This is a genomic window from Paenibacillus polymyxa M1 (assembly GCF_000237325.1).
Classification (GTDB): domain Bacteria; phylum Bacillota; class Bacilli; order Paenibacillales; family Paenibacillaceae; genus Paenibacillus; species Paenibacillus polymyxa_C.
Window position 1 is genome coordinate 3145350 of the sequence record NC_017542.1, and the last position, 22443, is coordinate 3167792.

Consider the following 22443-nt stretch of genomic DNA (forward strand, 5'->3'; position numbering starts at 1 on the left):
TTTTTGTGATTTCAATAAATTTCATCCCTTATACCCCTTACGGTATAAGGGATTTTCAATGTATAACCTTTATAATTTTGATAAATCCGCTGCACAATAATATCCACTTTCTCCATAAAGGAAAGGGGACGGTATTCACAGTCATAGATATAGCGGATATCCTCTGTCGTTACGAAATAGCTTCCATCCTCTTCACCTTGCTGTGAATACCTCATTTCGGCTAAGTCATAAGTATCCAGTAAACGTGATAGTGCATCCGCGCCAAACTTCTGCTGATATTGGTAAAAAATAATTTCGAATTGATCCTGTGTGTCAAACAACTCAGGTCTGGAGAATGGCATAACAGTATCGGCGATTTTCTCGTTCAAACCGTAACCGTTTATCAGAAGCTCACTCATCAGATTTTTAACAAAACGTTTATCTCCACTGCTGCCATTGGCACAGTCCTTTAACGCCCTTCGTAGTTCCGCCCTTTGATGGATACGCCGCCTATATTCCTCTTCATGTAATCCGGCATCTGCCATCTGGCTGTGACTTAGTTCATGAAGCGCATTTTTGATATATTCTATCAATGTTTCGAATGTGGCATCTTCGTTCTTTGGTTCTACCCGAAGAGCTGAATGTTGCGAGTAAAGATTCCCTCGATATTTAACAATAATCAGTACGATGCACAACAACACAATGCAGGTAACAATTAACCCGTTGATCATATGAGCGGACAGCATTAAGCGCCCCTCTCCAAAGCCTTGAGCCGAAGATCGGACTCTACCGCCTCCAGAATAGCTTTGCTAATCTGCCGTACGCTCTGCGCCCATCCTACAGACATAAAAAGCTTGCGTTGCTGATCTTTTCCACTTCGCACCTCGCGCTGCACATGGCCAATCACATCCCTGCGGTTCCATGCGTCCATAAATTCGGTGCTATAAGGAACTGTATACAAAGTACCCTTGTAGCCATATCTCCTGCGTATATTCGCTTCATTCGCTTGTGAATGCACATCATATTTTCCAAGGACAATTAATAAGGGTAATGACGAATATGTGGATAACGGAGACACAGATTCAAAATAAGCGTCCAACTCACGCATATTCTGAGTGAGCGAAAGAACAGCCAGTTTGGCTCGTGCACATGCTTCATGCTGTACAGCCCCCCAGCCTCCCCCACTCCCTGCATCAATCAGCGTTAAATCATAATATTGATTCGCTGTATCAATTACCACCCTTACAAGATCAGGGGAAAGTAGCGGCGGTGCAGCTCCAAAGCCGGAGGTTCCCTCAAGTACATCCAGAGTGTGTTCTAACACAGGTATTGTATAGTTACGAATATTTTCTCTAGACAGCGTCCCTCTCAGAACTAAACGTGAAACAGCCTCCCAGCCCCCTTCCTGAATCTGTAGACTCGGATCGTCCATGGCGTACTCCTGTATAGGAAATCCTGATTCAATACCGGTATGCCTACGGCCTAAATGAGTCAATAATAGTCTTCCTCTATATAAATTACCTATGGTAATTGCTATTGCTGCCGCTAAAGAGCTACTCCCACTCGCTCCCTTAATTGGACTCCAAAATAAAATGGTGCTCATGCTCTCCTCCTTTCCGCACGCTTTAGCGCACGATGACTCTCTTTTATCTCCCAACTCATCCATTCCCCAATGCAACGGCACAATTCTCTCTTATATATTCTGGATAGAGGTTTTAGCAGAAGCTGTTTTTTATGCTCATTTTCCAGCTTTAGAGCAAGCTGCCCCTCATCCCATGGCAGTACATACGGCTCTTGCTGCCATAACGCAGGGAAGCGGTTCATGTATTCCCACAAATACGCTTCCTCCACACCACAATCCACTGCTTGTATAAATAGCTTGTGAAATACAAGATTTTTGGGGAAACCAGGTTGGTCAAACAAATGCTCAAGCCAATTCTGTCCGTTGTGCATTAACATGTGGCTATAATCACTGACCCAAACTCGCAGTTCTGCCGTTTTCCAAACCGAAATTGGACAAAAATCAGGCAGCTCTACATCCAAAATAACAATGTCATAAGTCTGTTCTTCATTTTGATCAGCCAGCATATCGATATGCAGATCTTCCCATGCTGTAAATCCAATTGCCACATCGAATCCACAAAACTGCGTAATGGGTAGTGGTTTATCAAGCATTCCTATGCTATACCGATACCGTCCCCGCAGTGTAGCATCCACAAGCAGTACCTGTTGACCGGAAGCTGCCAATACGCTGCTGATGTATAATAAGGTATCGCTTTTGTCACAAAGACCGGCAAATATCCATGTTTTCATACTTCCGTTCCTTTTCTCTCATTTATTTGGCATACGGATCAGAGCTGCCGCCCTGCGTTAGAATCTTCGTTTGTTCTTTGTGATCCTGTTCCTCACTCCCTGTATCATCAATTCCGCTTGCTGCATCTTCAATAGCTGTGCCCGCATGCTGAGCTGCAACCTCCTCACTTAGGACTCTTTCCGCAGGTGTTGAAATCACATTGTTTGATGAACCAATCGCATTTTCTAGAGAATCTCGTAGCTGCTTGGACAGTTTTTGTTCAGCAACACGGACTAAATTCGGATCACTATTCATTAACGCTAACACCTGCGCATTAGGCGGATAGGTCGGGATTGCCTTGGGCTGAAATTGGGGATCTACATATGTCAGAGCATAGATGGATGCTTTATGCAGATAGGCATCTACAATAGCACTCGAAAGCGATAGTATTTCCTGCTCATTCATAGTAACCCATACGATTGGGCCCTCCAGCCGGGAAATCTTCTTTTTGGATAATAGAATGTAATCCTGACCTGTTGGAAATTGAATGCGGATATCTACTTCGTCCCCTGACTTCAGGCTGCTGGGCAGTACCACTACTTTTAACTCACGGTTGCGTAGATCCTTAGGTGTCGGTTCATTAGCAGTAATCATAGCCGATGTAAGCACAGATCCTTTTTTTAGTTCTATCTTGGCTGTGGTGCCGGAAACTTCATTTTTATTTGCCAATAAATTAGACGGGGCTTGAGAACCAGGAACCTTAATTCCCTTCAAATCATTAGATGTAATCTGCTCGCCTGGTGAAATGTCACGAACAACCGCCCAGCCTGTTTTCGCGGTCCGTTGCTCTTGTTCATACAGTTTCCATTTCTGCTCTGCCTCCACCTCTGCCTGTTTCCTGATCTCACTCATTTGATGGGTATTCAGTATAAGGTAGCTCACAAAGATCATGCCTACAATTCCCGCGCCAATACAACCTGCGGATAGTTTTTGTTTGCTGCTTTTTCTTAGCTTGGACACACAGCTTCTCCCCTACCTCTTTTTGATATATACATGTCTATTTATTTAGTGCTGCCGTTTAAGGAATCCGAAACGTTTTTTCCGGGTGTCTGTAATGACTCCACGAAAAAGCTCATCCAATACCTGATCCATTTCATCATCCTGTTCGAAGGGGTCTGAGTGGAGCGGCAGCGCAAATACTTTATCGTGTTCTAGCTCCTTTCGTAACCTGCGGACAGCCTCCGAGGAGGCCAATGGCAAGCAGTAATTCCATTTGTGTTGCGGATGACGCTGAAGAGATCGGGCTAGGCCCGTTATATCCTGAACTCTCCATTCGGCCCCTGAGCCAACAACTAGCGGGTAATCGGCTCTCAAAAATTCTTCCAGTCGTTCATTGTCCTGTCCATTCCCCAAGTCCAGTACGATAAATCTGTAGGAGCCGCCCAGCAAAGAAATGACATCCGCACGAGATGTTTGCCGCCAATAATGGACTCCATCGACTTCAAAACGCCGACTTGAACTCGCTTGTCCAACAGGTATGCCTTCCACGACTTCTTGCAGCCGGGCAAATGCCTTAGCTGTACTATGTAGCTCAACCAAGGCTACAGAGTGGGTCCTTCGAGCCAAGTAGTGGCTCACCGCAATTGCTGTGTGCGTAGCACCGGAGCCGGAAGACACGCCCAGCACAGCCACTACCCTTGTTCCAGCATAATCCATTGAAGCATTACTCATAGATTTTCCTGGTTGAGCAGACTGAAAATCAGCACTGCGCCTCAGTTCTTCAATGACCTCCTCAGCAGACTGAAATCGTTCCTCAGGATGATGCCGCAGCAGCTTTCGAATTATCGGAATCAAATGTCGAGGCAATTCCCCACGAATATACCCTTCAACTCCTGCTGTCCACTCGCTATATTTACCACCTGTACATAGATACAATAGTAACGCCCCCAGACTGTACAGGTCCGAGCGAGCATCCGTCTGTCCTGTTCCATATTGCTCTGGGGCAGCGAAGCCTACTGTGCCCAGCTTTATCGTATCCTGATCCAGCTCGGACTTATAACTCCTCGCTATCCCAAAATCGATCAGCTTAAATTCCATTTCCGGTGTCAGCATAATATTCGCCGGCTTGAGGTCCCGATAAATGACTGGTAATTGACGGGTATGCAAATAATCAAGTACATCCAGTACCTGAAGAGCGAGTGGAATGATTTGCTCCTGTGGTATATAGCCTTGGTATCCCCTCATGTATGCTTCCAGCGTAATTCCTTCGATGTAGTCCATAACCAGATATACTGCACCAGATGGAGGATACTCAAAAAAATCAACAATTCTCGGTAAACGTGGATGGCTTAGCGAAATCAACATTTCGGCTTCCGTCCGTACAATCTTCATTATTTTTGGATCGGCAATCGACTCCTTCACTGCCCAATGCTTGCCCGGCAGCTTTAAATCTTCGGCCATGAACACGCGGCTCATGCCTCCCGAACCTAACGTGCGAATTATTCGGTAACGCTCACCGACAATTGACCCGAACTCTAATTGTGACGGTTGATTCATCATTCTCTTACCTCCCTTCTAAAAGCAGACAACGCAAAAAAGGGAAAGCCACCGCAAAATGAAGTCTTCATGCTGACATGAAAACAATTTTCGCGGGATGCTTTCCCTTGATTTAACACAATTATTTTGTTAAAGGAACAATTTGGATTTATTATATAGCACACCTGCATCTATTGTAAAGAATTATTTTCCATACTTGATCATATACAGGGTAATCTCATCTCGGTTATGGAAAAGCTGCTTAGCTCGCTGAATCTGCATGCCGGACTCCTCAAATGAAGCAATCACATCATGAATGAGCGCCAAGGGCTTTTTATGCATTAGCTTGACTGTTACGATAGCCGTACCACCACTCCGCAAACTATATAGTAAATCAGTAACGAGCCTTGCCATCTGTTTTGGACTCCAGCTCATATCACAAACCAGCAGATCGAACGAATTCTCTTTAAATTTGACTTCACTTGCATTTTTACGCAAAAACGTCAGGTTGGCGTACTTCATCAGTGATGGCTCCATCTTGGCCGGATCAACCGCTGTAACTTTCAGTCCACGCTCCAGCAAAAAGGAAGTCCATCCACCCGGTGCTGCCCCAATATCTAGTCCCTGATGGAAAGCGCTAAAATCAATACCGAACGTAGCTTCTGCTTCCAGTAGCTTGAATTTGGCACGAGAGATCTGTCCGTCTTCCTTCTGAAAACGAACTGCACCTCCACTCCAATCCGATAGGTTGTCCTGAGGATGTGATACGCCTGCGTACCACGTATCCGTATCTGCAAAAACGGACACAATAACATCGGCGCCTTGTACCACCAACTCCATAGGTAGATCACTTAATTGTTCACTCAAAGCCAGCCTGAGTGCACCTGCGCTTTCAGTCCAACTGCTATTAGTTCCTTTGCGTACTTGCAAAGAAACACGTTGATCTATCAGTTCCCTGCGGTTACGGATAAATGCAACCAGACGCTCTTGCACTTGAACCAGATCCGTTCCTTCCTCCTGAAAATGAACAGGAAACAAGTGGCGAAGAAACATTGGTGGCTGGCCTGTAATCGTCCTCACTGTTTCAATTTCTCCCGCGGGTAGTGTTGCTAAAAAAATTTCACCAGGTAGAAGCATTGTACTTTTTACAGACCCAAATAATCTTCTAAGCTCCTCTTGAGCATAGGGTGCAAAACCATGGTTGGCCGTACAAACAAATCTTGATGATGACAAAGCGCATTCACTCTGTTCATCTGTATTCATGTATAGTTCTTCCAAAATAACGTTACCCTCCAGTGCACACCCGAATCCAGGGACGTTCACCATCCCATTCCAGCTCAACTGGAACTTCATAAGTGTGCATAATCAATTCTTTCGTTAAAACTTCTTTTTTCGATCCAGCAGCTGCGACTTTGCCATCCCGAATCAACGCAACATGCGTAAAAAGAGGGACAATCTCCTCAATGTGATGAGTTACATAGACCACTGATAAGTCTCGCTTGCGAAGCCGATCAATCTCGACCAACATCTTTTCCCGTTCAAATAAGTCCAATCCGGCACAAGGCTCATCCATAATCAGCAGACGAGGTTCAGCCATCAGCGAGCGGGCCAGCATTACCTTTTTACGTTCTCCTTGCGATAATGTGCCCAACGGGTGATGAATCAGATCGCCTAAATTCATACCCTCCAGAAGAGATACGGCTTTTTCTTTTGCCTCCGTCGGAATCTCCTGATAAAAACGCAAAAAAGCATACGCACCTGTAGCCACCACTTCCCAAACGGGATCTTTTAGCGCCAGCTTTTCCAGTAATGTCTGGCTAATGTATCCGATCTGCTTGCGAACTTCTCGCACATCACATTGACCATACGTTTGCCCAAGCACTTCAACCGTACCACGACTTGGAAACATATACCCTGTCATCATTTCCAACAATGTTGTTTTGCCGGAACCATTGCGACCCAGAATAGCCCAGTGTTCACCTTCTCGTATTTCTAGGCTTACATCGTCCAGGATACGTTTTTCTTCCCGCTGTAATGTAATGTTCTTTATGGATATCATTCCATCACGCTCCTTATCCTGCTCAGCAAGTGTCCTACAGATTCCATTTTGTAGATGATTTCAGGATTTTTGTTTTCACCATTATATATAAGAAGCGCGGGGACGCTGGAAATCCGACACTCCTGAACCAGTTCAGGAATATAGTTAATGTTGCTCTGCACCACTGCTCCTTCGGGGAGCAAATGCTCTGCTACCTCTAACATTCTACGGGCAGCCGCGCATGTTCCGCACATGGGAGTGTATACAAACAAAGCCAGCTTACATCCTTCCCATATGGCACGGCGCGCCTCTTTTTGTCCGATCTCTTTCATCGCTTAGACTCGTTTAGGATCTCTTGCATACGCACCTCAGGAATTGGCCCGTTATGCACAGTGACTCCCTCCGGCTTACTCGCATAAAGCAGATCATACATGGCTCGCCGCCCCTGCGGACTGGAGGAATGCAAGTAAATTTCACGCGGATATAACTGTTTACTTGCAATAGCAGCAGCTACATCCTTTCCCGTCGGTTGCCCTGGACCCAAATCATAATCTAACGATAGTATCGAAATAGGGTATTCATGAAGTAGAAGCAGACACTCATCCGCATCCCTTGCCAGCTTAAAACCTGGAGGACAAGGTCGATAATCGTCCATAAACAAATACACCAACTTCTCCTCCTTCTTCCCAAAAAAGTAAGCTTACACCATCTCTAAGATCACTATTATCTATTTAAAATAATTCACTCCCAGCTTTGAATCATTTGAATGTCCTCCTGATGTGTCCCATCAGGTCCCGCCTCACTCTCCAATACGACGGGAATACCTCTTACAGCTTCTTGTTCTGTTATCCAGCGCATGCCCTCAGTACCAATGTAACCTTGCCCCACGCGCGCATGTCTGTCTTTTTTAGAGCCGTACGGGTATTTGGAATCATTCAAATGAACTCCGCACAGTGCTGGCCAATAGCCGAGACGGTCCCCTTTTTCAAGCAAAGCCTCGTCCATTCCACCGTTCCACAATCCTGCTGCATACGCATGACAAGTATCCAGGCAAAATCCGATGCTGCCAGGATCTCGACACAACTGGCGAATTTGAACCATTTCCTCCAGCGTGGTTCCCATGGGACCGTGATCCCCAGCCTGATTCTCAATTAATATTTTAGCATTTCCCTGCCAGCCTTCCAGCACATCATTCAGACAGTTAATAATATTACGATAGCCCTCCAGCGGGTCAGACGAATGCATATGCCCAAAATGGACAACTATCCCCTTCGATCCACAGGCTTCAGCAATATCCAGATCATTGCGTAATGAAGCAACCATCAGTTCATAAAGTTCCTGACCGCGTTCGCGACCATGAGCTGGATTCACGGGATATGGCGAATGAGCAATAGATTGAAGTTGGTGCTCTGAGCAGTAGGTTTTACAAGCAGCAGCATCTATGGAACTCCATTCCTTCAGCTTGAGACTACGAGGATTTTTCGGAAAATATTGAAATGAACGTCCTCCCTGCTCTCGTGCACGTATAGCAGCTTTGGAAAAGCCACCACGCGTACTCACGTGAGAGCCGATAAGCAATTTAGGCATCATGCTGCTGCACCGGGCAATAAAATGCTTTTTTTCCCGCCAGCTCGACTCTTACAATTTTCCCACCGCTTGGAGATTCTTCTCCTTCACGGTCATATACTCGACACTGATGATCAAAGCCACCTGTTAGCGTGTCTCCCTCCATTAGAGGCATTTCCATATAACCGCCCTCCGCAGTAGCTTCACGAAGTACGGATTGAGTAGCATGATATAGCTTTTCCACTTTTTCTGGAGACTGTACAATATTTTGTACCTTGGAACCCGGTGTAAATCCGGCGATATAAGCAATTTCGTCCGAATAGCAGTTTCCAATCCCCGAAAAAACCTGCTGATTTACCAGTGTTGTTTTCAAAATTCCCCGTCGTCCTTTTAGACGTGCTGTAAAATTCTCCAACGTCATACGACGGTCTAACGGATCTGGTCCCAGGTCTGACAAAGCTTCATCTGTTTCTTTAGCCGTCAGCAAGTGCAGATAACCTAAGCGCAGTCCGATAAAATAAAGCTTCACTCCGCTAAAATCCAATTCGATCTGAATCGTACGGTCTGGACGTTGCTCCTCCGTTCCCAGATACAACAGTCCTCCCAACATTAGATGAAGCACAAGTCGTTTACCCGTGTTTAAATGAAAAATCAAATGCTTACCCCGACGCTCTAAATATACAACGGTTGCACCCAGCAATTGCTTTTTAAAGGTTTCCACTTCAGTATTAATGGACTTTTCGCGGCTAACCGTCACTCCAGTAATCGGAATGTCCAAAATTTGTTTTGACAATAAGATTCTGTAGTTTTCCATTTCAGGAAGTTCCGGCATATCAACATCTTTCCTTTCGTAGCTACATAGCTTTTAATTCTCGCAAATTTCTAAAACATATATTTTTTTATGACTTCAGCTCTTCTTTCATCCATTCCTGCAGTTCGTCCAAATTTTCAAACATCAGGTCAGGTTTCACTCCAACGGCACGAATATGTTCATCCATATTAGCGCGAGTCGTCACGCCTGACAGAATCAAAGCTGTCTTACAACCTGCTGCTGCACCTGCCGCAATATCTGTAAGCATATTATCGCCCACAACCAGAGCTTCATCCGCTCTAATGTTCAAGCGATTCAGTGCATAATTCATTAGCACGCTTGAAGGCTTGCCGATGACGATCGGTTTGACCTGTGAAGCAGCTTCAATGGCAGCTCCAATTGTACCTGCACCTGGTGTAAGTCCGTCATGCGAAGGCAATTGTAGATCCGGATTTGTCAAAATAAATGTGGCTCCCTCACGAATCCAACGCATGGCAGCTGCCAGCGTTTCATATGTAAATTGACGATCTATCCCCTGTACCACATAATCAGGATGGTTCTGAACAAGCTGCAAGCCAGCCCCCGTGAGTGCCTCGCGTAATCCCGTTTCACCAATACAATATACAAGAGCTCCAGGGCTTTGCTGTGCAACATATTGTGCAGCTGCTAACGCTGAAGTATATACTTCATGACTAGCTGCTTCAATTCCCATACCAATCAAATGCTCAGCCACCGATTCGGGTGTGCGTGAAGCATTGTTTGTGACATATGCATAAGGTATCTGCTCTGAGCGTAATCGGGAAATGAACAGATCCGCACCCTTAATCATTCGATTTCCATGATAAAGTGTTCCATCCAGATCAATTAGTAACGATTTTATCGCAATCCCCTCCCCCACTTCAATTTCATACATCATAACATTGAAAATAATACTTCACCCCGTGAATGGTGTTCTCCTTTTTATTTAACCACCTGAATGACTCAGGTCATTAAATAATCGGTCATTTCCACTCATCTCATCTATCTTAAGTCAAAAATGCTTATGAAGTCCATGAATTGCTGGTAAACCATCCAAAATAGCGTCAACCCTCGCTAAAAGCCGTCGCTTCCCCATAGCATAAGATCATTTCTTCGTCGAATTCCATCGAAGATGCTACGTCTTCAAAGAAAATTTCCTGTATTTCCTGAGCATACTCAAGCAACTAAATCCTTTAAATTCGATATATAGAAACTCAAATATGACATGCCTCCATATGTGGTAGAACAATTTCATTCATCCTCATACTGATACGTCTCACCTCTTGTCGCATCCTGCGCTTTCCCGGAAAATAATTTCTAGTGAAAAAGAAAAGCACCGGAGCAAGCCCCGGCACCTAAGCACATACCTTTCTCTCCAATCGTTTATTGACCGATATCAGGTACCGGTAACAACACATGCTGCTCCGCAAGCAATGAATTGGGGAATAGGCTTCGCGCTTCCTCCAGCAAAGGCTGAAGCTGCTCTTGATCTTTATACCTAGAACTAAAGTGAGTCATAATTAACTGCCCCGCGCCTGCGGCTTTGGCAGCTTCCGCTGCCTGAAGCGCCGTACTATGATGATACTCGTACGCCGTATCCGCCAGATCATGCAGAAATGTGGCTTCATGAACGACGACAGTTGCATCTCGTGCCAGCACTACTGTATTCGGACAGGGTCTCGTGTCACCTAAAATAGTGACGATCCGCCCTTTTTTAGGTGAACCCAATACATCCTGAGGATGCAGAATAACTCCACCCTCTACTTCCACACTTTCTCCACGCTTTAATTTACCGTACACTGGGCCAGGCTTGATCCCGTATCGCTCCAACAGTTCTTGGTTAAGCTTACCAGGCTTATCCATCTCTACAATTCGGTAGCCATAACTGTCGATCCGATGATCCAGCAAAGCGGATTCCACCCGAAATTGACCGTCATCGAACAGAACCCCGCCCGTATGCTCCACAATATGTAGTTGGTAATTGATACGAGATTGGCTGATCCCTAAAGATAGCTCAATATATTGCTGAAGCCCAGGCGGTCCATATACCGTCAGAGGTGCCGTACCTCCCTGATATGCCCTACTCGACAAAAGGCCTGGCAGACCAAAAAGATGATCCCCATGCAAATGAGTGATAAATATTTTTTCAAGTCTGCTCAGCTTGAGCGGCGAACGCAATACTTCCTGTTGAGTGCCTTCACCGCAGTCAAACAACCACATGCTTCTTCGTTCCTCCAGTAAACGAAGAGCAATGGATGTTACATTTCGCTGAATTGTAGGTACCCCTGCATTTGTACCGAGAAAATATAATTCCATGACATTTACCTTCTTCCTGCTGACCAGCAAAAAACCTCCGAAGCTCGGAGGGTATTTGCTATCCCATCTGATAAAGGTGTTAAACCTTTTCGACGTTAAAATACTGCGCCTGAGGGTGGCTGAACACCATGGCTGATACTGAAGCCTCCGGTTCCATCATAAACCCTTCTGTTAGCTCAACGCCAATGTCCTCAGGTTTTAACAATTGGAACAACGGTCCCTGATCCTCCAGATCCGGACATGCCGGATAACCAAAGGATACCCGTATACCTTGATATCTAGCGCCGTGCCGCTGTTTCATCGTCATATCGGCTGGGTCCGGGAAGCCCCAGCTATCCCTGATAATATGGTGAAGCCGTTCTGCTAGCCCTTCTGCCACTTCGAGCGCTACCGCTTGAAGTGCGTGTGAGCGCAGATAATCTCCGTTGTCTTTCCACTGGGTAGATAGCTTCTGAATGCCATGACCAGCGGTAACAACCATAAAACCTACATAGTCCATAACCCCTGATTCCACTGATTTCAAAAAATCAGCCAGACATAGATAAGGCTCTACCTGCTGACGTGGAAACGTAAATGTGTGCAGTACCTTGCTTACATCCGATGGATCATAGATTAGAATTTGGTTTCCTTGGGACTGAGCCGGGAAGAACCGATACATAGCACTCGCCTGAATAATTCCGTCTGTAACAGCTTCAAACATGATGCTGTCCACGGTTTCCTTCAACTGAATCGCTTTCGGGTCCCCCGAAGCTAGCAGTTGCTCTACATTCCCTTTTAAGCCAAGATGATGTCCCATCAGCATCTGCATATTCACATAAGGCAGAATATAGTTCAGTGGGTAGTTACGCAGTACATGGCGATCCGTATCCGGTGGGATATAGACGGGCAAATCCTGAGCAATGTTAGAGCGTACAGCCCGAGTTAGCTTAGGGAGCGGCTTGGCCTCCACGACCGTTGCCGCTTCTGCCTCCTGCTCAGCCTTCATGTCCTCGGCCATTTTTTTACGGGACTCAGGGTCCATAAGCTTATTGGCAATATCCAGGCCATCCATAGCATCTTTCGCGTAGGCTACCAGTCCATCATACTCAGGACGAATACGATTTTTAGTAAACTTACGCGTTAAGGCAGCTCCACCAACCATTATTGGAATATCAATGTTCGCATTTTTCAAATCCTGCGCGGTTAGCACCATTTGTTGTGCCGATTTAACAAGCAGACCGGACAGGCCGATCATGTCAGCCTTTTCTTCACGATAAGCCTCAATAATGCGTTCTGGTGGTACTTTTATACCCAGATTTACAATATGGTAACCATTGTTGGATAGAATAATCTCCACCAGATTTTTACCTATATCATGCACATCACCTTTGACCGTAGCCAACAAAATCTTACCTTTTACCGAGGATTCATTCTTCTCCATGAACGGCTCTAAATAAGCCACGGATGCTTTCATTACTTCAGCGCTTTGCAGAACCTCCGCAACAATCAGCTCGTTGTTGTTAAACAGACGTCCTACTTCTTCCATCCCTTTCATTAGCGGTCCGTTAATAATCTCCAGAGAAGAATATTTGGCGAGAGCTTGCTCCAGATCCGGGATCAGTCCCTCCTTACTTCCCTCCACTACATAGGAAGCCAGCCGTTCTTCGAGCGAAAGGTTTGATATCTTCTCTTTTTTCTCCACTTTCTTGTTACGAAAAGCTGCTACAAATGCAGATAAAGTATCGTCATTTGTATTATAGATCAGATCTTCCGCCAATTTCCGTTCATGCTCAGGGATAGATGCATAGCGTTCAAGCTTCTCTGTATTTACAATTGCATAATCCAGTCCCGCTTTGGTGCATTCATACAAATAGACAGAATTGAGCACTTCACGACCCGCTTCCGGTAAACCAAAGGATACGTTACTGATGCCCAATATGGTATGAACCCCAGGAAGGGCTTCTTTAATGATACGTATGCCCTCAATCGTTTCCTTAGCCGAACCGATATATTGTTCATCCCCTGTTCCTACTGGGAATACGAGCGTATCAAAAATGATATCCTCCGCTGCCAGACCGTAACGGTTCACCAACAGATCATAAGAACGTTTAGCTACCTCAAGCTTATCCTCACGCGCAATTGCCTGTCCACGTTCATCAATCGTTCCGACAACAACAGCAGCGCCGTATTTATGAATAATAGGAGCCATTTTCTCAAATTTTTCTTCACCATCCTCCAAATTAATGGAGTTAATAATTGCCTTACCTTGCGAATATTGAAGTGCTTTATCGATAACTTTAATATCCGTGGTATCAATCACCAATGGTACTTTCACCTTGTTTACAACCAGTTTCAAGAACGCTTCCATATCAATCATTTCATCCCGGTCCGGATCTTGCACACAAATATCAATGACATGTGCTCCGCTTTTTACCTGAGCGCGGGCAATTTCAGACGCCTCTTCATATTTGCCTTCTACGATCAAACGCTTGAATTTCCGGGAACCCAGAACATTTGTTCGTTCACCAACCATATACGGACGATTATCCTGTTCAATATATACTGGTTCAATGCCTGATACGGCAGGAGGATGATGACCTACGAGCTGGCGAGGCTCAAACTGCGCCATACTTTCACTCATTACTCTTATATGCTCTGGTGTAGTACCGCAACAGCCTCCTGCAATATTCAACCAGCCTTTTTCAGCGAAAGCAGCCATTTTACGAGCTAATGAATCCGGCGATTCATGGTATTGACCATTTTCATCGGGCAAGCCCGCATTTGGATAACAACTAATAGCTGCAGAGGACATTTCAGACAAAGAACGAATATGATCACGCATAAACTCTGGACCTGTAGCACAATTCAGTCCAATCGAGATTGGGTTTAAATGTTCGAGTGATATGCAGAAGGATTCGATATTTTGTCCGGCCAACGTTGTTCCCATCGGTTCAATCGTGCCAGAAATCATTAACGGAAGCTCAATCCCTGTCTGCTCAAAAGCCTGACGAATTCCAATGCTGCCTGCCTTAACGTTAAGCGTATCCTGTGAGGTCTCCAACAGAAGAACATCCACCCCGCCTTCAATAAGCGCCAAAGCCTGCTCCTGATAGCTTTCAATCAGCTCTACAAATGTAACACCGCCTGTGACAGACAAGGTTTTCGTGGTTGGACCCATAGCTCCTACAACAAAACGAGGCTTGTCCGCAGTGCTGTATTTATCCACCGCGTTACGTGCCAGTTTGGCCGCCACCAGATTAATTTCACGGGCACGTTCTGGTATATCGTAATCCGCCAAAACGACGGATGTTGCTCCAAATGTATTCGTTTCAATCAGGTCTGCCCCGGCCTCCAAGTATGCTTCATGAATCCCTTGAATGACATCCGGTCTCGTTAAGACCAACATCTCGTTGCAGCCTTCCAACTCTTCTCCACCAAAATCAGCGGGAGAAAGGTCTTCCTGCTGAATCATAGTACCCATAGCCCCATCAAGAAGGAGTATTCTTCGTTGTAACGCATCCTGCAAGCTAACTTTATCCAAAATTTCTTCACCCCCGCAAAACGTTAAATCCTAGTTTAGCAGAAACCGTATCATTTAGATAGATTGAAGTAAAAACATACGTTTTATGCAGGCTATTCTTCTTCATAAACGACTTAGCTGATCTATTTTTGTAGTATGCATCGTTATAGACGAACGTCTTTAAACTGTATCGTTTAGCTATAGTCGTTCCCATATAAATGTTTCAGCCTGTATTGTGCAACTGGATAAGACATGGTATTCTTTATACAACATTAATCCAAGTGGAAAAGAGGGATTTGTATATGGCAGAAATTTTTATACGCAATACGAATGAGCGAATTAGTGGTGAAGAACAAGTACGTGAATTTTTGGAGAGCCACCAAGTATTGTATGAACACTGGGATGCTTCCAAGCTGCCAAGGGAGCTGCAAGAAAACTTTACTCTGACAGATGATCAAAAAGCCGCTGTTCTTAAAACATTTGAACCTGAAATCAAGGATTTAGCCGCACGTCGCGGATATAAAATATGGGACGTTATCACCTTATCTGAAGCAACGCCGAAACTGGACGAGCTGCTGGCCAAGTTCGAGCAAATTCACACCCATACCGAGGATGAGATCCGTGCCATTGTTGCTGGTAAAGGCATTTTCATCATTAAAGGCTCTGAAGAGATCGGCTATTTTAATGTAGAGCTTTCACCAGGTGACGTTATTTCCGTACCTGAAAATACACCGCACTTCTTCACTTTAATGGAAAATCAAAAGATCGTCGCAGTCCGCTTGTTCATCGAAGAAAATGGCTGGATTGCCGAACCGTTCGAAGATCCAACATTCACTACAGCATAATTAAGATCTATGGTGTCAATAAGAAAACTCCCTCCGCTCTGTAGCATATCGAGCGAAGGGAGTTTTCTTGATACTTGTTTTAGAAAACTGTAGATTTCTCACTTTAAAGATTGAATAATTCCATGCAACTCAGACAAATGCTTGATTTGGAACTTCGGCTTGATTTCTGTAGTATTGGTTTTAGCGTTCCGATTCACCCACACCGAATGGACACCAGCTGCCAAAGCCCCTTGAATATCAGTCGTCAGCTTATCTCCTACCATTAAAGCTTGTCCAGGTTCAATTCCTAGAAGTCCCAAAGCATGCTGAAATATAGAAGGGTCAGGCTTGCCCCGACCAAAAGAACCTGAAATGACAACATGATCAAAAAAAGGAGCCAATTGAGGAACTCCATCCAGCTTCTCCTGTTGTAGATCAGGGGAACCATTTGTCAGCAATAACAGCTTGTATTGCCCCTTCAATTGTTCCAGAATCTCAAACGTTTCTTCATATACATGTGGACGTGCACGTCTTTCCGAAGCAAATTGGGCAGCTAGCTTCTCCGCCAACTCCTCATTATCTATCCCCAGTTGCTGAAGCCCTCTGCGCCATGATTCCTTACGATAAGCAGGAGCCAACTGTTCCAATTGGCGGAATTCAGGTTGCTCACCTGCTGTAAAATTCGCCCACAGTCCTTCAAACGGATTAATGCCAATCATTTGAGTAAAACTAAAGGTTTCATAGGACTCATACAAAGCGCGCGCTTCCTTGCGTACGGCTTCTTCCAGCGTTTTCGGATCAGCCCCTGTTTCTCGGGAGCCTGTTTGACACGCTGCATCAAATGCCTCTTCTACACTACGTTCATCCCACAGAAGGGTATCATCAAGATCAAACATTATCGCCTGAATCGTCATATGAATTATCCACTCTCTTTCCACTGTATATGTAAGATTGTCTGTTTGGTCACGAATCAGATCGTTATGTGTGCCCATATTAAGCAAGTGGCCGCACCATGTTATATGAAAAAATAACATCATACGGCCTTACTTACAGAGCTACAGGCTAAATCGGTTATTTCTTATCTACCTGTATCTGATTGGATAGTGCAAACTTTTCAAGCCGCTCTGCGATGGCATCCGTATCGTAGCGTCCCAGTGATTTTGTAAAAATAAAATTACCGCCCTTCCCTTTTCTTTCAACGGTAACGTAACCCTTTTCAATTTTGATGGCTTTCATGTCCCCTGCCGTCATCGGACGTTCTCTTCCACCTTTTAACATATAGAGGGTATCTTTTCCCACTTTTAAATAAGGACGGCGAATGAAGAAGATAACAGCCAGCATCAAGTACAAGCCAAATACCAGCCAGTCCATTCCCCGCATGCCGGTCTTAGTCAAAAAGTAACTCATAAGCATGTACAATACAGCAAGACCAGCCAGCATGATTGGCACAGTAATATTACGGCCACGGAAAATGTCCATTGCTGAACCTGCGCCGTTAATGGTTTGAATGCCTTGTTTCTTGCGCGTTTTATTTAAATGCGCTGTGTTTTTACGTACTTTTCTTTCAAATGATCGGGCCATCTCTCAATTCCCTTCCCAATAAATATTACATTAAAACAACTGCCTTAAAGCTGATCTATATAGATACCAGGAAAGATACCTAAAACAAGGCAAATGATGCAGGCTTTAGCGACATTAATGCTTCAGCCCGTCATTTCCCTTCGACGTATCATCGTCCACAAATTCAATGGTTTCAAGCTGCTGCCGAAAATTACGGCGAATGTTGCCTAAATAAATTTCCCGAAGGTTGGCGCGCTCTGTGGTTTCCTCTTCTGTCAATCCTTCGGCTTTTGCTTTGCGCGCTAATTCATTAATGCGCTGTACCAAGCTGTCTATATCCAAATTGTGTCCCCTCCATAAAAGCAAAGATATAATACACTTTGACATGTAGAAAAGAGCTTGTCAAGGCTCCCGCATTGCGCTCCTTGACAAGCTCTATAGTCTTATAGATCAGAAGTGTGGAAGCTTAAGCACCTGACCTGCCTGCACTCCCCGATCCTCCAAAGCGTTAATACGCATAATCCCTTCAATATATACCCGTGTATCCATTCGTTCCGGTTTATGATTCACGGCAATCTTCCATAACGTATCTCCAGGTTGTACGGTCAGCTTAATCACCTCTTTATTAGAAACTGAAGGTGCTGCGAAAACCGTAAGTACACCTGCCCCTGCAACCCAAACGATAATTACTAGAATAAGAAGCTTGAGTAAAAGAGTATTGGTAATAACCTGTAACAAACGCACCTTACCCTCTTTTCGGGTCTCCTGTAAATTCTCTAAGTTCATCGGGAAAATACTTTGATAAGTGCTATATTTCATAATTGGCCGCGTCCTCCAAACGTTTGTTCTTATGTTTTTCACAATATAACACGAACATTTGTTTTGTTCAATAGAAAAGAGAACAAAAGTTCGTAAATATTTTTAGGGATTATTTAGAACTTATGTTTGTACGAACGGAGGTTCTATGCTATAATTTTCCCAAACGTTACTAAATGGGGTTGATACGGTATGTCTAAGATTTCGAGCCGCCAGCAGGCCATTCTTGAATTTATCCGCAATGAAGTGCGTCTAAAGGGATACCCCCCTTCTGTGCGCGAAATAGGCGAGGCAGTCGGATTGGCCTCCAGTTCTACGGTTCACGGTCATTTGGATCGTTTGGAGAAAAAAGGACTCATTCGCCGCGATCCTACGAAACCACGGGCTATTGAATTACTTGGTCAAGACGAATCGGATAACAGCAACTTGATTAATTACTCCATTAGTCGTGTTCCCGTCGTCGGCAAAGTAACCGCTGGTCTTCCTATTACGGCGACAGAAAATATTGAAGATTACTTTCCTCTTCCCCAACACTTTGTTGGTGAGGATAAAATATTCATGTTATCTGTTGTAGGCGAAAGCATGATTGAAGCTGGTATTGCTAACGGAGACTATGTAATCGTACGTCAGCAGCAGACGGCTGATAACGGAGACATTGTAGTAGCTATGACAGATGAAGACGAGGCAACAGTTAAAACCTTTTACAAAGAAAAAGATCATATCCGGCTTCAACCTGAAAATCCAGCCTTTGAACCGCTTCGCCTGACACACGTCAGCATATTGGGCAAGGTTGTTGGACTCTTCCGGGACTTCCACTGATTTATCGTGCTTTCTTCCCCGTTATACTACCACGAATATAAAACCGGCCGCCTAGGCGAGCCGGTTTTATATTGTTATTATGTTTACTATGTGTGTCTCACAACTATTCTTTCCTTTTCAGCAACCTATATTGTCTCTACTATTATATCCCCCCCATTATCCGAAATAGTCCCGTCTGATCTTGAACTGTTTACTTTTATTAGCTAAACAAATGGAAATTTGACTCATGTGAACCTACTGTAGCCTTCCCCTATAACGTAAAGTTGGGAAGGCGAACGCAGGCTAGCATGAGTTTTTTTTAAAAACATTTAGGAACATAGGTACTAGCTTCTTTTTGTCTTTAGTAGATTTATGCTGATACATTACTAGCACAATTGACATATGTATATAGCAGACCTAAAGTAAAGGAGTTATGCAGATGATCAGAAATAGAGTTAAAACGTATAAGCATCGCATCGGGAAAAACAGATATCTGGTCGTTAAAGTCTTTCAAGCCGCAGCTGCTAAAACAGGAAGCGGAAATGCACTCGCAACTAACGCATTAAATATCAAAATTACCAAGCGTAAGCATAAACATCATTAAGATTTAACCGTACCTTCATTTCTTTGAAGGGAGGTGATATTATGAGCAGAAGACACAGCAACCGTGAATTGAGAAGAAGAAGATTAAACATCCGTTCCAACCAAAGAGCCACTGCGCGTGCAAGAGGTAACGCACTGGCTGTCAATCTGTTTAGCGTGAATGATGGACAACGCAGACGTTAATATTTATTTACAAGCAAAAAGCAGGAAGAATTCTTCCTGCTTTTTTTGTGTTAAATGATCCCCAAACTACCAATCCCGCCAGTTATAGCTTCTTCAAACTTGTATCAGCTTTGGTCCTGCTTGCCCGCATTTCTTTATAAATTTTATAAACAAGGCTCGAACAGCTGGACCCATAACCAATAATTGTAATGGATAGGCCACAACAAAGTTCTTTATAAAAATTTCTAAATATGCTTCAAATAATGAATGATCGCTAATAGCATGGCTAAGAATTGAAGTTAATAAACCGTAGAAAGACATAGAACAGGCCATTCCGAACTTCCGAACACCATTATACCATTTCCGAAGTTGATTTATATTTGCTTGGTGATACCGGCTATGATCAGATATGTGCCAGATTCCAATAAATTAATCACAAAGTTATAATCCGCTAAGAGATCCTTAAGTGAATATCCCTACTTTGCGGAATATTATTATGTTTATCAACCATAGGACCATAGTTTACTCAAGATATTCAGGAATATCTTCTCTCCTTTAATTCTGTAAACCCATTTCAAGTCTACATATGACAAATGCCTAATCAACTGGGAAGTGCTGTTATACTTATGATCTGGCCCTTTATAATCTAACTCGCTTTGCTTCATATCTTGAACGATGGATTTTAATCGGTTGTAATTCCCCTCCACCATTTAATAAAAGATGCCCACCTGCGGTGTCATAGATTCAGACCCTCTTAGATCAAAAATCATTAAAAAACCTCATTTCATGGGAAGATATAATTTGTCATAACTTTGTGCCATCAAAATATTTATATGTATGCTTTAAAACTGAACACTCAGTGACTCATTCGGGGCATGTGTAACAATTCCTTTAACTAAAAAGCTCTACCAACCATAAGGTTAGTAGAGCTTTTGCATTTAAGAACCTCCAACCTGTACAAGGATCTGAATATGTTGCGTCAGGACGGGAAAAAACAAAAAGCTACTTGCAACGATTAACAGTGTCATTTTTTTCAACATTGTCTAACCACACCTTTTCTGATAGTTTAAAATACTCTTCTCTGGCCTCTGGAGACGCGTATGCTTGGAAATGTGCAAAGAGACCCGTACAGTTTATAAAGTATGTTTCATTGTTTAGTATATGTGCTTTTACCATAGCACATAATAATTGTTTAAAACCATCATTGTACTTCCCCCTGTTTAAATAATAGTAGGCCACTTCGTAACAAAACCATGCAATATAGTCAGGTACCACTTGTTGGGTGTACATATCAGTAGATAGCGGAAGTTGGGTAAAGGCATCAATGTCTATCTTAAATCGTGATAGTACATCATCTACATTCAAATTATATCGGTTAGCCGCTATCATAACGTTCAACAACTTTGAGAGTTTTTCATCCTCCACAGTATGTGCTGTTTCAGCTATGTATTCAACATAATCTGCAAGCACACTTGTATCTCCAGATAGGAGTTTATTAACGTAAATATTACATCGTGCCCAGTCTTGATACATTTCTACCCAATATAGGGTATCATCATCAGTCTCTCTAACCCACTCCAAGTCTGCATAGGCATATGTATATTGTAGAGCTTGTTGATAATCGCCTTGGGCATCACAGACACTTGCACACAACAGGTCAGCATAGGTAATATATACAAACATGGGGCGACTTAAACTATTTTTAGACTCATCATCCTTTAGTTTCTTCTGTTGATGTTTCAAAGTGTATTGGATTTCCGCTTTTGCTCTCAATTTTCTCGCTATTTCATCAACCTTATCCCATTTACGCAAAGATCTGTACACATTAGCTAAGTCCTTCAATGCATCAAGTTGTTCTATTTCATCTAGGCGCTCGACATAAGGCTCGAAAAGTATGGCTGCCCTAAGATTGCGGCTTTGATCGTCATCAATCTGAATCGTGAAAATACGATATTGACAGATGGCCAAGCGTTCAGAATGTTGATATTTTTCCACTTCTGCTACACTTTCATAGAGCAATAGTGCAGCATCATATCGTCCCTGCGCTAACAATTCTTCTGCAATGTCAAATAGCTTGGGTGAGTAGAGTAGATTGTCCATGATAGCTCCCACCACTCGACGGATCGCATCCAACTTGTCCAACTCTGCACAGCGATACAAAAATGGCTCGATTCGCCTCATATTAGGGGGAATGTCGATAATATAGTTTTCTACATATAAGTCGTAAAAATAGCCTTCTGGTAAACCCATAGCCTCAGTGATTCTATCAATTTGGTTAACAGACATAGAACTATTTCCTGTTACAATGCCACTTACTATCCCCCTATTAATGCCTGCGATATGCCCGAATTGCGTTAGGTTCAGACCCTCTTGTTTTAGGTATCTATCTAATTCCGCCCGAATCGTAGGTGTATGCTTCATGTCATATCCACCCTTCACATAAAAATTCCAAAATTTTTATATTATTGTTATCTATTTTTCTCTAAAATTGACCATATGTCAATATATTATGCGAATAATGTGAGATTTCATTTTTAACATAAAATGAAATAAAAAAACTTCGGTAAGCATGGTTTATGCTGATCACTGACAGTAGAACCCAATAAGCGCAACAACCTATTATGG

At 43.7% G+C, this 22443-nt stretch carries 23 protein-coding genes and 1 pseudogene; 4 read left to right on the forward strand and 20 right to left on the reverse strand.

Going from position 1 to position 22443, the window contains the following annotated elements:
* Positions 1 to 11: 11 nt before the first annotated feature.
* The 14 genes from PPM_RS13955 to metH all read right to left on the reverse strand — a co-directional run bounded on the left by PPM_RS13955 (position 12) and on the right by metH (position 15076).
* Complete coding sequence (locus PPM_RS13955) at positions 12 to 725, reverse strand: hypothetical protein (RefSeq protein ID WP_014599875.1); 714 nt, start codon at positions 723 to 725, stop codon at positions 12 to 14.
* A complete protein-coding gene (locus PPM_RS13960; protein WP_013371476.1) occupies positions 725 to 1582 on the reverse strand; it encodes a hypothetical protein in 858 nt (285 codons plus the stop codon). Before PPM_RS13960 ends, PPM_RS13955 begins: the two co-directional genes overlap by 1 nt.
* Entirely contained in the window at positions 1579 to 2292 is a 714-nt protein-coding gene (locus PPM_RS13965; RefSeq protein WP_013371477.1) for a hypothetical protein, read from the reverse strand. Before PPM_RS13965 ends, PPM_RS13960 begins: the two co-directional genes overlap by 4 nt.
* Before the next feature lie 22 nt (positions 2293 to 2314).
* Complete coding sequence (locus tag PPM_RS13970; RefSeq protein WP_013371478.1) at positions 2315 to 3292, reverse strand: SAF domain-containing protein; 978 nt, start codon at positions 3290 to 3292, stop codon at positions 2315 to 2317.
* Positions 3293 to 3337: 45 nt separating this feature from the next.
* Positions 3338 to 4831, reverse strand: a complete 1494-nt coding sequence (locus PPM_RS13975) for a serine/threonine protein kinase (protein ID WP_013371479.1) — start codon at positions 4829 to 4831, stop codon at positions 3338 to 3340.
* Positions 4832 to 5011: 180 nt separating this feature from the next.
* Positions 5012 to 6070, reverse strand: coding sequence for an SAM-dependent methyltransferase (locus PPM_RS13980; protein ID WP_040103876.1), 1059 nt, complete (start codon positions 6068 to 6070; stop codon positions 5012 to 5014).
* A gap of 22 nt (positions 6071 to 6092) precedes the next feature.
* On the reverse strand, positions 6093 to 6866 hold the full coding sequence (locus PPM_RS13985) for an ABC transporter ATP-binding protein (protein ID WP_013371481.1): 774 nt from the start codon (positions 6864 to 6866) through the stop codon (positions 6093 to 6095).
* Positions 6863 to 7177, reverse strand: coding sequence for a thioredoxin family protein (locus tag PPM_RS13990; protein WP_013371482.1), 315 nt, complete (start codon positions 7175 to 7177; stop codon positions 6863 to 6865). Before PPM_RS13990 ends, PPM_RS13985 begins: the two co-directional genes overlap by 4 nt.
* Positions 7174 to 7512 (reverse strand): cyclic-phosphate processing receiver domain-containing protein, encoded by a 339-nt coding sequence (locus PPM_RS13995; RefSeq protein WP_013371483.1) that lies wholly within the window; start codon positions 7510 to 7512, stop codon positions 7174 to 7176. Before PPM_RS13995 ends, PPM_RS13990 begins: the two co-directional genes overlap by 4 nt.
* Positions 7513 to 7586: 74 nt before the next feature.
* Positions 7587 to 8435 carry a deoxyribonuclease IV gene (locus PPM_RS14000; protein ID WP_014599877.1) on the reverse strand — a complete coding sequence of 283 codons (849 nt, stop codon included), beginning with the start codon at positions 8433 to 8435 and terminating at the stop codon, positions 7587 to 7589.
* The gene (locus PPM_RS14005; RefSeq protein ID WP_013371485.1) at positions 8425 to 9243 is read right to left on the reverse strand and encodes an Fpg/Nei family DNA glycosylase; all 819 of its coding nucleotides are present in this window, start codon (positions 9241 to 9243) and stop codon (positions 8425 to 8427) included. The genes PPM_RS14000 and PPM_RS14005 overlap by 11 nt, the downstream gene beginning before the upstream one ends.
* Positions 9244 to 9310: 67 nt before the next feature.
* Complete coding sequence (locus PPM_RS14010; protein ID WP_013371486.1) at positions 9311 to 10138, reverse strand: TIGR01457 family HAD-type hydrolase; 828 nt, start codon at positions 10136 to 10138, stop codon at positions 9311 to 9313.
* Positions 10139 to 10623: 485 nt separating this feature from the next.
* Positions 10624 to 11556 carry a ribonuclease Z gene (gene rnz, locus PPM_RS14015; RefSeq protein ID WP_014599878.1) on the reverse strand — a complete coding sequence of 311 codons (933 nt, stop codon included), beginning with the start codon at positions 11554 to 11556 and terminating at the stop codon, positions 10624 to 10626.
* Positions 11557 to 11635: 79 nt separating this feature from the next.
* On the reverse strand, positions 11636 to 15076 hold the full coding sequence (gene metH / locus PPM_RS14020; RefSeq protein WP_043885986.1) for a methionine synthase: 3441 nt from the start codon (positions 15074 to 15076) through the stop codon (positions 11636 to 11638).
* A gap of 281 nt (positions 15077 to 15357) precedes the next feature.
* Between metH and PPM_RS14025 the strand changes: the two genes are divergently transcribed.
* Positions 15358 to 15900, forward strand: coding sequence for a 1,2-dihydroxy-3-keto-5-methylthiopentene dioxygenase (locus tag PPM_RS14025; protein WP_013371490.1), 543 nt, complete (start codon positions 15358 to 15360; stop codon positions 15898 to 15900).
* 98 nt (positions 15901 to 15998) lie between these two features.
* Here the strand turns inward: PPM_RS14025 and PPM_RS14030 are convergent, their stop codons facing one another.
* The 4 genes from PPM_RS14030 to PPM_RS14045 form a co-directional block, all read right to left on the reverse strand.
* Positions 15999 to 16793: an HAD family hydrolase gene (locus PPM_RS14030; RefSeq protein WP_173364600.1), complete on the reverse strand. Its 795-nt coding sequence runs from the start codon at positions 16791 to 16793 to the stop codon at positions 15999 to 16001.
* A gap of 157 nt (positions 16794 to 16950) precedes the next feature.
* Entirely contained in the window at positions 16951 to 17460 is a 510-nt protein-coding gene (locus tag PPM_RS14035; protein ID WP_013371492.1) for a hypothetical protein, read from the reverse strand.
* A 114-nt stretch (positions 17461 to 17574) separates the two neighbouring features.
* The gene (locus tag PPM_RS14040) at positions 17575 to 17781 is read right to left on the reverse strand and encodes a DUF896 domain-containing protein (protein WP_013371493.1); all 207 of its coding nucleotides are present in this window, start codon (positions 17779 to 17781) and stop codon (positions 17575 to 17577) included.
* 108 nt (positions 17782 to 17889) lie between these two features.
* Positions 17890 to 18258, reverse strand: coding sequence for a LysM peptidoglycan-binding domain-containing protein (locus PPM_RS14045; RefSeq protein ID WP_013371494.1), 369 nt, complete (start codon positions 18256 to 18258; stop codon positions 17890 to 17892).
* Between the two features lie 189 nt (positions 18259 to 18447).
* Between PPM_RS14045 and lexA the strand changes: the two genes are divergently transcribed.
* From lexA to PPM_RS29655, 3 genes are all read left to right on the forward strand, one after another.
* On the forward strand, positions 18448 to 19074 hold the full coding sequence (gene lexA / locus PPM_RS14050) for a transcriptional repressor LexA (RefSeq protein WP_013310545.1): 627 nt from the start codon (positions 18448 to 18450) through the stop codon (positions 19072 to 19074).
* A 418-nt stretch (positions 19075 to 19492) separates the two neighbouring features.
* Positions 19493 to 19657: a hypothetical protein gene (locus PPM_RS29650; protein ID WP_013371495.1), complete on the forward strand. Its 165-nt coding sequence runs from the start codon at positions 19493 to 19495 to the stop codon at positions 19655 to 19657.
* A gap of 41 nt (positions 19658 to 19698) precedes the next feature.
* On the forward strand, positions 19699 to 19839 hold the full coding sequence (locus PPM_RS29655) for a hypothetical protein (protein ID WP_013371496.1): 141 nt from the start codon (positions 19699 to 19701) through the stop codon (positions 19837 to 19839).
* A gap of 312 nt (positions 19840 to 20151) precedes the next feature.
* Here PPM_RS29655 and PPM_RS30645 read toward each other — a convergent pair.
* A pseudogene (locus PPM_RS30645) lies at positions 20152 to 20528 on the reverse strand (hypothetical protein); the annotation flags it as partial.
* Between the two features lie 292 nt (positions 20529 to 20820).
* Complete coding sequence (locus PPM_RS14065) at positions 20821 to 22239, reverse strand: helix-turn-helix transcriptional regulator (RefSeq protein ID WP_013371498.1); 1419 nt, start codon at positions 22237 to 22239, stop codon at positions 20821 to 20823.
* Positions 22240 to 22443 lie beyond the last annotated feature (204 nt).

Coding starts and splice junctions, on each gene's coding strand:
- PPM_RS13955 (WP_014599875.1), bottom strand. CDS start 725: ATGCTGTCCGCTCATATGATCAACGGGTTAATTGTTACCTGCATTGTG.
- PPM_RS13960 (WP_013371476.1), bottom strand. CDS start 1,582: ATGAGCACCATTTTATTTTGGAGTCCAATTAAGGGAGCGAGTGGGAGT.
- PPM_RS13965 (WP_013371477.1), bottom strand. CDS start 2,292: ATGAAAACATGGATATTTGCCGGTCTTTGTGACAAAAGCGATACCTTA.
- PPM_RS13975 (WP_013371479.1), bottom strand. CDS start 4,831: ATGATGAATCAACCGTCACAATTAGAGTTCGGGTCAATTGTCGGTGAG.
- PPM_RS13980 (WP_040103876.1), bottom strand. CDS start 6,070: ATGAATACAGATGAACAGAGTGAATGCGCTTTGTCATCATCAAGATTT.
- PPM_RS13985 (WP_013371481.1), bottom strand. CDS start 6,866: ATGATATCCATAAAGAACATTACATTACAGCGGGAAGAAAAACGTATC.
- PPM_RS13990 (WP_013371482.1), bottom strand. CDS start 7,177: ATGAAAGAGATCGGACAAAAAGAGGCGCGCCGTGCCATATGGGAAGGA.
- PPM_RS14000 (WP_014599877.1), bottom strand. CDS start 8,435: ATGATGCCTAAATTGCTTATCGGCTCTCACGTGAGTACGCGTGGTGGC.
- PPM_RS14005 (WP_013371485.1), bottom strand. CDS start 9,243: ATGCCGGAACTTCCTGAAATGGAAAACTACAGAATCTTATTGTCAAAA.
- PPM_RS14010 (WP_013371486.1), bottom strand. CDS start 10,138: ATGATGTATGAAATTGAAGTGGGGGAGGGGATTGCGATAAAATCGTTA.
- rnz (WP_014599878.1), bottom strand. CDS start 11,556: ATGGAATTATATTTTCTCGGTACAAATGCAGGGGTACCTACAATTCAG.
- PPM_RS14025 (WP_013371490.1), top strand. CDS start 15,358: ATGGCAGAAATTTTTATACGCAATACGAATGAGCGAATTAGTGGTGAA.
- PPM_RS14030 (WP_173364600.1), bottom strand. CDS start 16,793: ATGACGATTCAGGCGATAATGTTTGATCTTGATGATACCCTTCTGTGG.
- PPM_RS14035 (WP_013371492.1), bottom strand. CDS start 17,460: ATGGCCCGATCATTTGAAAGAAAAGTACGTAAAAACACAGCGCATTTA.
- PPM_RS14045 (WP_013371494.1), bottom strand. CDS start 18,258: ATGAAATATAGCACTTATCAAAGTATTTTCCCGATGAACTTAGAGAAT.
- lexA (WP_013310545.1), top strand. CDS start 18,448: ATGTCTAAGATTTCGAGCCGCCAGCAGGCCATTCTTGAATTTATCCGC.
- PPM_RS29650 (WP_013371495.1), top strand. CDS start 19,493: ATGATCAGAAATAGAGTTAAAACGTATAAGCATCGCATCGGGAAAAAC.
- PPM_RS29655 (WP_013371496.1), top strand. CDS start 19,699: ATGAGCAGAAGACACAGCAACCGTGAATTGAGAAGAAGAAGATTAAAC.
- PPM_RS14065 (WP_013371498.1), bottom strand. CDS start 22,239: ATGAAGCATACACCTACGATTCGGGCGGAATTAGATAGATACCTAAAA.